Origin of the sequence: Niallia nealsonii (genome assembly GCF_002835805.1) — a bacterium.
GTDB classification, from domain to species: Bacteria; Bacillota; Bacilli; order Bacillales; family Cytobacillaceae; genus Niallia; species Niallia nealsonii.
This window is the reverse complement of the sequence record NZ_PISE01000031.1, coordinates 169,230-181,838: the sequence shown is the minus strand read 5'-3', so window position 1 is coordinate 181,838 and position 12,609 is coordinate 169,230. Positions and strand designations below refer to the sequence as shown.

Below are 12,609 nucleotides of genomic sequence, written 5' to 3'. Positions count from 1 at the left end.
TCATTACCAAAAAAGGTAAATCCGCTTCTCAAAAAGGGGGAGTCAAAGGGAGATTTCTCGATAATCAAACGCTTTCGTTCAGCCTGGATTTTTGCTTCAAAACTTTTTCGACACGCTAAATATGTTTACATCATTATATTTTGTAAAAAAAAATTACAAATTCTTTAAATTGTGAAAGTGCTTTCTTTGCATTATTCTAAATACATAGACAGAGACATGAAATGATGAGTACTCAAACTAGTTTTTTTAATAGTCTAAGTCTAGGTGCATATTTGGATTATATACAAATATGAGTATATGAGCATTGAAACAAATAATATTCATTTTCATCAGATTAATAGAGTCATGTTATTTATTAGTCTAAGCAGAATAAGAAGGAGGAGATGCTATGGATAACAATAGCTTAGTAGACTTTTTAGTTGTTTCTAATATTGCTGCTTCTAGTAAAGAAGAAGTAATTAAAGCATTAGTTGCAAATTTAGAGGAAAAAAATTATTTGTACAGCAAAGCGGTTTTTCTAAATGATGTCCTAGAGAGGGAAAATACTTTATCCACCTATATAGGGCATGAAATTGGATTGCCTCATAGCCAGAGTGAAGGCGTAAAAACACCTACCGTTACAGTTGGACGCTTGGCCCAGCCAGTAAAGTGGACGGATGAAGGAGATGAAGTAAATACAACTTTTCTTATATCGGTTCCAAAGAAAAATGAAGACAGTTTACATTTGAAAATTCTTTCTAAACTAGCAAGATTATTGATGCATGAAAGTTTTAGAAGTGAAATTCGAAATATCGATGAAGAGAATCTAGTGGAAATACTAAACCAAAAGTTAAGGGGAGCTTAACATGAAAACATTAAAATACTTACAAAAACATTTAATGACAGCAACCTCTTATATGATTCCTTTTGTAGTAGCTGGTGGTATTTTATTCGCTCTTTCTGTTATGTTAAGCGGTCAAGCTGCTGTTCCTGAAGCTGGATGGCTAGCGAAATTAAATCAAATTGGTGCAGCCGGTTTAGCATTATTTATTCCCATATTAGGCGGTTATATTGCATTTAGTATAGCAGATAAACCAGGTTTAGCACCTGGAATGATCGGAGCCTATTTAGCTAGTGAAATAGGGGCTGGGTTTATTGGTGGCATTGTCGCTGGTTTTTTAGCCGGTATTGTTGTACAGCAATTAAAGAAAATCAAATTATCGACTACCTTTAGAACATTAGGCTCTATTTTTCTTTACCCATTAGGGGGAACCATTATCGTTGGTGTAATAATGGTCTTCTTAATAGGAGAGCCAATTGCCATTTTTATGGATTGGATGACAGCAGCACTTAATGGTTTGTCAGGTGCGGCAAAGGTTCCGCTGGGTGGAATTTTAGGAGCTATGATTGCGTCAGATATGGGAGGACCTATTAATAAAGTGGCGGCAACTTTTGCTCAAACTCAAGTGGATACACTTCCTTATTTGATGGGGGGAGTAGGGGTAGCCATCTGTGTTCCACCGATTGGAATCGGATTAGCAACGCTACTATTCCCTAAAAAGTTTACAAAAGAGGAGAAAGACTCAGGTATTGCTGCCCTATTAATGGGGGGAGTAGGAATAACAGAAGGAGCAATTCCTTTTGCAACAGCAGATCCTTTAAAAGTTATCCCATCGATCATGTTAGGTTCTATAGCAGGAAATATTTCAGCATTCCTATTTGGCACATTAAATCATGCACCTTGGGGAGGATTAATTGTATTGCCAGTAGTTGAAAATAGGTTTGGATATGTCATCTCCGTCTTATTAGGTGCTGTAGTCACAGCAGTTGCTTTAAGAGTATTAAAAAAGGACGCTTCAAAAGAAGAATTGATAGAAACAAACAAAAAGGATGACTTGGAAGATTTAGATATAACATTTGATCAATTATAAACAGAGAGGGAGTATTAATATGAAAATAGTTGCAGTAACTTCATGTCCTAGTGGTGTAGCTCATACGTATATGAGCGCAGAATCTTTAGAACTTTCGGCTAAGAAATTTGGGGTAAACATTAAGGTGGAAACCCAAGGATCTTCAGGCATAGAAAATAAATTAAATGCGAATGAGATTAAAGATGCAAGCTGTGTCATTCTTACAAATGATGTAGAAATCCGTGAGATTGAAAGATTCAAAGGGAAAAAAGTGGTGAAAATGAGTGTATCAGACGTGATAAAAAAATCAGATGCTTTAATCAAAAAATTAAAAGATACTTTTCAATAATAATAAGGAGGAATAAAAAATGAAATTACCAATTAAAAAAGTTGTAGAAGGACTATTGGAATTGCAAAAAACAGGAGAAAGTGCCACTATTTTAGGAATTGGGCCTATGTCTAAAAACTGTCTGCAAGCAACTTTAGAACTTTCCCATGATGATGATTATCCTGTCATGTTTATTGCTAGCCGAAACCAAGTGGATGCAGACGAACTTGGAGGGGGATATGTAAATGGATGGAATCAATTCACTTTTGTAGAGGCTGTAAAAGAAGTGGCTGAAAAAATTGACTACAAGGGATTATATTATATCTGCCGTGACCATGGAGGTCCATGGCAGCGTGATCAAGAAAGAAATGATCATTTGCCATTAGAAGAAGCAATGGAAAAAGGTAAGCAATCCTATATAGCAGATATTGAATCAGGATTCGATTTATTAATGATTGATCCAACGAAAGATCCTTTTGAAGTAGGAAAGGTTATGCCTCTTGATGCAGTATTAGAAAGAACGGTTGACCTAATTGAATTTTGTGAGAATGAAAGAAAAGCCCGCAATTTTCCTGAGATTGGCTATGAAGTAGGTACAGAAGAAACAAATGGTGGTTTAACTTCAACAGAAACCTATGAAACATTTATTAACCGTTTAAAAGAGGAACTAGGAAAACGTAATTTGCCAATGCCAACTTTCATAGTAGGCCAAACCGGCACTTTAACTCGCAAAACAGAACAAGTTGGTACTTTTAATTTCAAAAATGCTTACGATTTAGCTCAGATGGCAAAACAATATGGTGTTGGCCTTAAAGAGCACAATGGAGACTATTTGGATGATGTTACTTTACTTGAACATATTCCTTCACAAATCACTGCAACTAATGTAGCACCTCAATATGGTACAGAAGAAACAAGAGCTTATTTAAATCTTGCAGCGCTTGAAGAAAAATTAGTTCAAAATGGTTTAATTACAGATAAATCTAATACAAGAGAAGTACTATTAAAACATGCTATCTTAAGTGAACGCTGGAGAAAATGGATGATTGGGGAACAAAAAAATCTTACTGTCAATGAAATCATGCAAGATGCACAGCTGTCTGCAGAGATTCTTGATATAGCTGGCCATTATACATTTAATGATGACGCAGTTAAAGATGAAATTGAAAAAATGTATGCAAACTTGCGCAAATTTAACGTAGATGGAAAGCGATATGTAATTGATCACATCAAACGTCCAATTAGGGATTATGCAGAATGCTACAATTTAAAAGGTGTTACTACAAGAATTAAAAATATTATTAATAATAAAGAAACTGTACTGTACTAACTGATACATCGTTATTCTAGGCAATAATTTATCACTTTAATGAATAGCTAATCAAACGAAGATTAGCTATTCTGTTGTAAGGGAGAAAGTACAATGTTTGATATTATAGATAGTAAAGCCATCAATACTATTCGTACACTAAGTATTGATGCGATAAATAAGGCAAACTCTGGACATCCTGGATTGCCGATGGGCGCTGCTCCCATGGCCTATGTGCTATGGACTAAACATTTGAAAATAAACCCATTAACATCAAGAAACTGGGTGGATAGAGACAGGTTTATTCTTTCTGCAGGTCATGGGTCTGCTATGCTATATAGTTTATTGCATTTGGCTGGCTATAAAGTGAGCATAGAGGATCTAAAACAATTTAGGCAATGGAATAGTAATACACCAGGACATCCTGAAGTACATCATGTCGATGGAGTGGAAGCAACCACTGGTCCATTAGGACAGGGAATTGCTATGGCAGTTGGCATGGCCATGTCTGAAGCTCATCTTGCCGCCATTTATAATAAACCAAATTATCCTATTGTTGACCATTATACTTATGTTTTATGCGGAGACGGCGATTTGATGGAAGGAGTTTCACAAGAGGCAAGCTCCATGGCAGGACATATGAAACTGGGCAAACTGATTGTACTATACGATTCTAACGATATATCTTTAGATGGTCCGACATCCAAGTCCTTTACTGAAAATGTTGGCCAAAGATATGAAGCAAATGGTTGGCAATATATTTTAGTGGAAGATGGAACTGATCTAATATCCATCTCAAGCGCTATTGAAGAAGCGAAAAAGGAAAAAGAAAAACCAACTTTAATTGAGGTAAAAACTATTATTGGTTATGGTGCAAGTAATCAAGGCACCTCAGCAGTACATGGATCACCAATAGGCGAAGAAGAAGCAAAAAACGTAAAAGAATTCTATGGATTTAACAAAAATGAATCATTTACAGTAGCAGAGGATGTTAGAGCAAGATTTATAGAAACTATCACCTCAAAAGGTGTGTTAGAGGAAGATAAATGGAACCATCTTTTTTCATCCTACAAAAAACAATATCCAGAATTAGCCTCTCAATTCGAGTCTGCCTTTGCAGATGAAATGCCAAAAGGTTGGGACAATGAGTTACCCGTATATGAAGTTGGCCAAAGTTCGGCGAGTCGTATGACGAGTAAAGAAACAATCCATGCATTATCCAAAGCATTGCCTAACTTTTGGGGAGGATCTGCTGATTTATCAGCATCGAATAATACAATGGTTATGGGAGAAAAAGATTTTGAATATAACCATTATGAAGGAAAAAATATTTGGTTTGGTGTCAGAGAGTTTGCAATGACCTGTGCTTTAAACGGCATTATTTTACATGGAGGAACAAAAGTATATGGCGGAACGTTTTTTGTATTCGTCGATTATCTTCGTGCTGCTTTACGTTTAGCTGCTATTCAGAAAAACCCAATTACATTAGTTTTAACACATGATTCAATAGCTGTAGGCGAAGACGGTCCAACACATGAACCAATTGAGCAGCTTTCCAGCTTACGGTCTATTCCAAATGTACAAACGTTTAGACCTGCTGACGGTAACGAAGTAGTTGCAGCATGGAAAGTAGCCATAACTTCTAAAGAAACGCCAACTGTATTAGCGTTGACGAGACAAAATCTACCTGTATTAGAAGGAACAAAAGAAAAAGCTCATCTGGTTTCTAAAGGAGCATATGTTTTATCTTCCTCAAAAAAAGATACACCAGATGGCATTATCATTGCTTCAGGATCCGAGGTTTACCTTGCTATGGAAGCACAAAAATTATTGCTGGCGCAACAAGGGGAAGATATAGCAGTCGTTTCGATGCCTTGTATGGAAGTTTTTGAAAAACAAGATGCTAAATATAAGGAGAGTGTTCTTCCTAAATGTATAACGAAACGTGTAGCAGTTGAAATGGGAGCGAGTTTCGGATGGGACCGCTATGTGGGCATAAACGGGAAAACAGTCACTATTGATCATTTTGGAGCAAGTGCTCCTGCAGATAAAATTTTAAGAGAGTTCGGATTTACAGTAGAAAATATCGTAAACACCTATCATTCTATTTAGAAGAAGGAAAAGGTTTAAGGCAAAAAGTCTTAAACCTTTTCCTTCTTGGAGAGTTTTAAAAAGGAATAGATGAAACATGCAAGTTTTCCTATAAAATATTCAAAACTAGAACTAGTATAATCGGATTGTTAAGGAGGAGCTAATGATAAACATATTATTTGATGTGGACGATACATTATACGACCAACTAATCCCCTTTAAAGATGCTTATCATGAAGTATTTGATCAGTATCAGTATAATTGCTCCATAGAATTGCTTTTTGTAAAAAGCAGATATTATAGTGATGAAGTATTTGAACTGGTGAATGCAGGGAAAATGACCAAAACAGATATGCATATATACAGAATCAGCAAAGCTTTTGAATCACTTGGAATCCAAATAAAGCGGGAAGATGCCTTTTTATTTCAATCCATTTATGAATCGAACCAAAAGAAAATAGTACTCCATCCAGAAATGAAAGAAGTGCTTCATTTTGCAAAATGCCTAGGAATCAATATGGGAGTCATAACAAATGGACCAACGAGTCATCAAGAAAGCAAAATAGCACAACTACTTCTCACTAACTGGATTAAAGAAGAAAATATCTTTATATCTGGTAAAGTAGGAATTTCAAAGCCTAGTCAAAAAATATTTTCTTATGTTCAAGAGAAAATGGGAATAATCCCAGAAAACTCCTATTATATAGGAGACTCTTATATGAACGATGTAGTAGGAGCTAAGAAAGCAGGCTGGAAATCTATATGGGTCAATAGAAGAAATCATCCAATCTCCAATGAAATGGAATACAATCCAGACTATATTATGGATGCTTTTAACAGTCCTACTTCTATTCTGAAAAAAATTTTGATTAAAAATAGCATAAAGTTATAATAAGAATATTGTTTTCTAACTTCATAACTTTTTAATCAGTTATTTACGATATTTAAGAGTGCTCTGCTTTAATAAAGGAGAAAAAGTTTTTTTATATTTTCCTTTATTAAACTTTTTCTTGCGCTATAAAAAACGAATAACGGATTTTTTTTCCATTACTTCTTTTTCAATACATATACTTCATAAAAAATTCCTCTCCTGAGATACTAACGGAAAGGAATTTTTTATTGTTTATTTCTAGGTGGAAATGGTCTTTTTTAAAGTGGATGATTATTTTTCAAGGGAATTGGATGGTTTAATTTCTCCAGTTTTTATTATGATAATAGAATGAAAACAAAATGTTGAAAAAGAAAGTAACGGAGATGATGATAGATGACATGGGCTGTTATAATTACGACACTTGTAGTATGTATGATTAAAGTATTAATGACTTGTCTTCCAACCGGTGTGGTGAACTGGCTTATAAGAAAGTATGAAATGCATTCAAAACTAAATGATGAAAATGCTACGATAACCGTCAACGGAAAAAATATGAAAGGCGAAGAAAAAATCCAATTTATTCATTATTTTAACGAAGCTACTGTTCTCGAAAAATATCAAATATTTTCGGGATATAACGAGCATTTATATCTACATCCAGAGAACGGTGGTACTCCAATAGTCATTAATGCTAAGCAAGGCAGAAAAAATATTAAGATATCTGTCTACAGTTATGACGATCATGTGGATGTTGTAAAGCAGTATAAAAAGAAAATAGTCGCTTACAGCTTGCGATCCGATAACCTTCAAAACGTTTTATGTTAAAAACAGTAGATTTCGTTTAAAAAAGTATTTAGCCATTGCTTCCTGATTTTTAATCGGTGAGTAATGGCTTATTTATTATTATTCTTTTCACTTACATTCATTTATTTCAATTATTTGAGTAACAACAATAGTGTATGTTACATAGGATAAACCATATAGTGTATAACATATAGTATTTAATAAACGAGGTGGGTGAATGGGTACATTATTAAATTCATTAACGACGGAACTAAGAAGGGGAACATTGACATTAGCTGTATTAAGTCAATTGCAAACACCTCAATATGGCTATTTTTTGGTTCAATTACTGGAGAATTCAGGAATAGCGATTGATCAAAGTACGTTATATCCATTGTTACGTCGTTTAGAAAAACAAGAACTAGTGACCAGCATTTGGGATACTACAGAAAGCAGGCCCCGCAAGTATTATGTTTTAAGCGAATATGGAATGGATATCTTTTTGCAGCTGAAAAAGGAATGGTTAAAAAATTCAAAAGAACTATATGGATTATTAAAAGGAGAGGAAGACGATGGATCTGATTGAGATTTATATAGAAGAAGTTATTCGAAGGCTGCCTGAAAAAAACCGTGAAGATATCGGAATGGAATTAAGATCCACTATTAAGGATATGCTTCCAGATGATTATACAGAAGACGATATGAAATTAGCGCTTGAGAAACTAGGCAATCCAGCTACTTTAGCGAGCCGCTATCGGGATCAGCCCATGCATTTAATTGGACCACGTTACTTTGATCTATATCTATCTTTATTAAAAATGATTTTGCCTATTGCTGCTGTTATTTCCCTACTTTCCATGATTACAGAGCATATCATTGGTTTTAACGGGGAAGAAGCAGTCATGAATCTTGTATTAGACATGATCGGAATAGGAATTTGGAGAGTTCTCGAAACAAGTCTCCAAGTATTCTTCTGGTTAACTATCGCTTTTGCTATTTTAGAGCGAATAGACAAAGTCAAAGACACGAAACCTTTAACCACAAGTTTTCAGCTATGGACACCTGATGATTTAAAGAATATTTCTTATATCCCAAAGAAAAAGGCTATCACAAAGTGTGAGGTATTTGGAAGCCTCCTATGGACAGCTATATGGGCAACACTTTATTTTTATGCCAATCATCTTCTTGGAGTATATCAAGGGGGCGGAAATAGGCTTGAGTTTATTACATCAGCGATGAATCAGGATATTTTGCTAAAGTATTGGCCAATCGTTGTAGTTATAATTGGAGCGGAAATTACCTTTGCCCTTTATCAATTAATAAAAGGTCAATGGACCAAAAATATGGCAATCATAAATAGCATTATCGAAATTTTAGCAACCGTTGTGTTTATTGTTGTTTTCAGCCATCCAGATTTGTTAAATAAAGAATTTATCCTTTATATGACCGACTTATTTTCTATCACAGCTCTGCAGCTAAAAGTGTGGATAACCGGTGGAATCATTTCAATTTGTATTGTATTTGCTGTTATTCATATATTTGATGGCTTTAGAAAATCGAGGATTCCTAACCGAAAGGAGTTATGATAGATAAATAGAGCTGTAAGAATGAATAGATTAAAATGTATATAGATTTTTTGAAATCTTGTAAAATTACTGGCATTTACTGTTATATCATCGATAGTTACCAGATAAATTGTTTAATAGCAGAAATGGAAATAAAATTAGTCAGCTAAATTAGGAGTTGACTATTTACTCAACAAATTATAAAATTATGAAAATCAGATAATTCAAACGCAATGATTGGGATTATTAAGGAATATTCATCGTTTAGAGAGCTGTCGGTTGGTGAAAGACAGTCGATGAACTCCCCAACTCACCCAGGAGTGGTAAGACTGATATGTAGGTCTTAACGGTTGACTGCCGTAATAAAGTCTTTAAGCGGGTTCATTTAGTTTTTTAAATGAATCAAAAAGAGTGGTACCACGTAGGCAAAGCCTGTCGTCTCTTATGAGATGATAGGCTTTTTTTATTTTAATTTAAACCAACTATTAAAGAAAAAGGGGAAATACAAAATGAAAAGTATTGAAAAGTATGCTAGGGGTTACTTTATGCCCCCAGTAAAAAGCTTGAAGTGGATGGAGAAGGAGTATATTGAAGAAGCTCCTGCTTGGTGTAGTGTGGATCTTCGAGATGGAAATCAGGCTTTGGTCGTTCCGATGAGCCTGGAAGAAAAGTTAGAATATTTTCAATTGCTTTTGGAGGTTGGCTTTAAGGAAATAGAAGTAGGTTTTCCTGCTGCATCAGAAACAGAATATGCTTTTTTACGCACATTGATTGAACAAGATTTGATTCCAGATGATGTGACCATTCAAGTGTTGACACAGTCAAGAGAACATATTATAAAGAAAACGTTTGAAGCGCTGCGAGGTGTAAACAAAGCGGTGGTGCATCTTTACAATTCCACATCTGTGGCACAGCGGGAGCAAGTATTCAAGAAATCTAAAGAACAGATTATTGACATTGCTGTAACTGGAGCAAAAATGCTTAAGAAATATGCTGCTGAAACCGAAGGAAACTTCCAGTTTCAGTATTCTCCAGAAAGCTTCACAGGTACAGAAATGGAGTACGCGCTTGACATTTGCAACTCGGTACTTGATATATGGCAGCCTACAGCGGATAACAAGGTAATTATCAACTTGCCAGCTACCGTATCCATGTCCATGCCTCACATTTATGCAAGCCAAATTGAGTATATGAGCGATCATTTGAACTTCCGGAACAATGTCATTCTTTCTATCCATCCGCACAATGACAGGGGCACTGGCGTCGCAGATGCAGAGCTTGCAATGCTTGCCGGAGCGCAGAGAGTGGAGGGAACATTATTTGGCAATGGAGAAAGAACAGGCAATGTAGACATTGTCACACTTGCATTAAATATGTTTTCCCATGGAGTAGACGCCAAGCTGAATTTTGAACAGGTCCCTAAAATCATTTCTGTTTATGAAAAATTGACAAAAATGACAGTTCATGAAAGACATCCATATGGAGGGGAACTCGTTTTTACTGCATTTTCAGGTTCCCATCAAGATGCCATTGCCAAAGGAATGAAATGGCGCGAAGAAAAAGAATGCCAGTATTGGAGTGTACCTTATCTATTGATTGATCCGATGGATATTGGCAGAGAATATGAAGGAGATATTATCCGAATTAACAGCCAATCCGGAAAAGGGGGAATCGGTTATATACTTCAACAAAAATATGGATTTGACTTGCCTACCAAAATGCGCGAAAGTTTTGGGTATAGTGTAAAAAATGTTTCCGATCACAAGCATAAAGAACTGCTGCCGAATGACATTTATGACATATTCATGAATGAGTATGTCAATATCAAGACACCTGTTGAGTTTATCCATTACAATTTTGCTCCAAATGAACAGTATGAAACGATTGTATCAATCCGGATGAATAATGAAGAACATGAGTTGACAGGCAGCGGAAATGGCAGACTAGACGCTATCAGCAATGCTCTTCAAACTCAATTGGATATTCAGTATAAGGATTTAGTCTATACAGAGCATGCGTTGGAAATAGGTTCAGGATCAAAAGCTGTATCTTATGTAGGGATTACTACTTTAGATGGTAACGTATATTGGGGCTGTGGGATTGACGTAGATATTATGTCCTCATCTATAAAAGCTCTGTTTAGTGCCGTTAACAATATGATAGCGAACTTAGTTCCTGTTGAAAAGGAGTATATATCCTCAAAAAAATAACGAGGAATTGTTTTGTATTTTTAAAGGCAATCATGTAGGTTAAAACCTAACCTCGTTGTTTCATACAATATAACATCATAAAAAATCCTATACTGCAATTAAGTAGTATAGGATTTTTAGCTTGATAAGGGGAGTTTATGGCTATATCCACTATTTGTTTATATTTATGGAGTAGAAAACAGCGAAATAAAATAAGTGAAGAAATTTTATTAGATAAAACTACTTAAATTAGTGAATCTAGAAATCACATCTCTTGTTTATAGGTAAAAGGAAAATATGAACTGCCAAAACCCGCAAAAATCATTTATAATAATGCTACAATTAATTACATAGCTTATAAAAAAGAAAGAATGGAAAAATATACTAAATAAAAAAAGGTGAAATAAACATGTGGAAAAAGGTTAATGGGAGATTGATTCAAGAAATCGATGAAACAAGAGTAAAGTTTCGCACAAATATCAGCAAAAGCATTATTGCACAATTAAATGAGCTTGCTGATGAACATGATACGCACGCCAATTATTTAATTGAAAATGGATTGCAGCATGTGTTGGCGGATGGAAGCATCACGTTTGATAAAAAAACAAGACCAAAAGATCGAATTCAATATAAAACAACATATGATAAAGAATTATTAAATTATGTAAAAGAATTTGCCCAAAAACATCAATTATTTATCAATGATGTCATTGAATACAGTACAAAATACATTGATTTAGAACATATAAAATCAAAGGATTATCGATATAGAGTGGAGTAAGTGCTGCTTGCTCTTTTTTTGTTTCAAATAACGCCCCCGACATAATATATATTATAGGAAGTCATATAAAAAAGGAAATATTCTGTCTCATTATTAAGTATACTTATGATAGTGAGACGAAATAAAAAATTACGAGTACGTCTATCATTTAATCCACTTAATTTAATACGATACGTTCACAGCAATATTTTTATTGATCACACAAACATTTTATAAGATTTTTTTTGCGGGTGTTTCAATTCATTTTTTATTTGTTCGTTTATGCACACTCAAAACTATTATCGAGTTCCTGCATTTTCAGGTACTATTTATCGACTTGCATAAGCAGCGTTTCTTCGTTGTTGGAACATCCAGAAATATAATATGCTATTATCTGTTCTTCGTTATTCGATTTCTTCTCTATATGGGAACATTCGGCTTTTTCTATGCCCCTATCTTCTCCAGCATAGCTATCCTGTGAGTTATCCAAATGATAGATAATTTTCTGCTTATCTTCATTATAATTAAAATTCTGAAAAATCAGTCTCCTTCATTTGTGTAGCTTGTGATACGAATGGTATCTGTTTGTTTTTCGGCTACTTTCTTTAAAAACTGATCCCATCTCTCTATATTATTATTATTGTTTATTTCCCCATGTATAACAATATCGCCATTTTTGATTGCTTCCTCAGATGAATAGAAATGATGAGGAGCGATTGATTCTGATTTAGAGCAGGCCGCCAAACTATTTATACATAGTATCGCAATGATTATAGCTACATATCTCTCCATTATTATTACGCTCTGCTATTACGTATTTTTGT

Annotated in this window: 12 protein-coding genes and 1 other annotated feature; of the genes, 11 read left to right on the top strand and 1 reads right to left on the bottom strand. The window is 34.7% G+C overall.

Annotated features, from left to right (window positions below; genetic code table 11):
• The first annotated feature begins 388 nt into the window (after positions 1 to 388).
• The 11 genes from CWS01_RS15020 to CWS01_RS14970 all read left to right on the top strand — a co-directional run bounded on the left by CWS01_RS15020 (position 389) and on the right by CWS01_RS14970 (position 11,806).
• Complete coding sequence (locus CWS01_RS15020) at positions 389 to 844, top strand: PTS sugar transporter subunit IIA (RefSeq protein WP_101178001.1); 456 nt, start codon at positions 389 to 391, stop codon at positions 842 to 844.
• 1 nt (position 845) lies between these two features.
• Positions 846 to 1,910, top strand: coding sequence for a PTS fructose transporter subunit EIIC (locus tag CWS01_RS15015; protein ID WP_101178000.1), 1,065 nt, complete (start codon positions 846 to 848; stop codon positions 1,908 to 1,910).
• 19 nt (positions 1,911 to 1,929) lie between these two features.
• The gene (locus CWS01_RS15010; RefSeq protein ID WP_101177999.1) at positions 1,930 to 2,238 is read left to right on the top strand and encodes a PTS fructose-like transporter subunit IIB; all 309 of its coding nucleotides are present in this window, start codon (positions 1,930 to 1,932) and stop codon (positions 2,236 to 2,238) included.
• Positions 2,239 to 2,257: 19 nt separating this feature from the next.
• A complete protein-coding gene (locus CWS01_RS15005; RefSeq protein ID WP_101177998.1) occupies positions 2,258 to 3,547 on the top strand; it encodes a class II D-tagatose-bisphosphate aldolase non-catalytic subunit in 1,290 nt (429 codons plus the stop codon).
• A gap of 93 nt (positions 3,548 to 3,640) precedes the next feature.
• Positions 3,641 to 5,638, top strand: coding sequence for a transketolase (gene tkt, locus CWS01_RS15000; RefSeq protein ID WP_101177997.1), 1,998 nt, complete (start codon positions 3,641 to 3,643; stop codon positions 5,636 to 5,638).
• A 142-nt stretch (positions 5,639 to 5,780) separates the two neighbouring features.
• Positions 5,781 to 6,509, top strand: coding sequence for an HAD family hydrolase (locus CWS01_RS14995; RefSeq protein WP_101177996.1), 729 nt, complete (start codon positions 5,781 to 5,783; stop codon positions 6,507 to 6,509).
• Positions 6,510 to 6,881: 372 nt separating this feature from the next.
• Positions 6,882 to 7,313 (top strand): YfmQ family protein, encoded by a 432-nt coding sequence (locus CWS01_RS14990; RefSeq protein ID WP_101177995.1) that lies wholly within the window; start codon positions 6,882 to 6,884, stop codon positions 7,311 to 7,313.
• A gap of 196 nt (positions 7,314 to 7,509) precedes the next feature.
• Positions 7,510 to 7,857 (top strand): PadR family transcriptional regulator, encoded by a 348-nt coding sequence (locus tag CWS01_RS14985; RefSeq protein WP_101177994.1) that lies wholly within the window; start codon positions 7,510 to 7,512, stop codon positions 7,855 to 7,857.
• The gene (locus tag CWS01_RS14980; RefSeq protein ID WP_101177993.1) at positions 7,844 to 8,857 is read left to right on the top strand and encodes a hypothetical protein; all 1,014 of its coding nucleotides are present in this window, start codon (positions 7,844 to 7,846) and stop codon (positions 8,855 to 8,857) included. Before CWS01_RS14985 ends, CWS01_RS14980 begins: the two co-directional genes overlap by 14 nt.
• 203 nt (positions 8,858 to 9,060) lie before the next feature.
• Positions 9,061 to 9,282, top strand: a binding site (T-box leader).
• 63 nt (positions 9,283 to 9,345) lie between these two features.
• Positions 9,346 to 11,046 (top strand): 2-isopropylmalate synthase, encoded by a 1,701-nt coding sequence (locus CWS01_RS14975; RefSeq protein ID WP_101177992.1) that lies wholly within the window; start codon positions 9,346 to 9,348, stop codon positions 11,044 to 11,046.
• Positions 11,047 to 11,434: 388 nt separating this feature from the next.
• Complete coding sequence (locus CWS01_RS14970) at positions 11,435 to 11,806, top strand: rRNA methyltransferase (RefSeq protein ID WP_101177991.1); 372 nt, start codon at positions 11,435 to 11,437, stop codon at positions 11,804 to 11,806.
• 519 nt (positions 11,807 to 12,325) lie between these two features.
• Here the strand turns inward: CWS01_RS14970 and CWS01_RS23210 are convergent.
• On the bottom strand, positions 12,326 to 12,577 hold the full coding sequence (locus CWS01_RS23210; protein WP_101177989.1) for a DUF4362 domain-containing protein: 252 nt from the start codon (positions 12,575 to 12,577) through the stop codon (positions 12,326 to 12,328).
• Positions 12,578 to 12,609 lie beyond the last annotated feature (32 nt).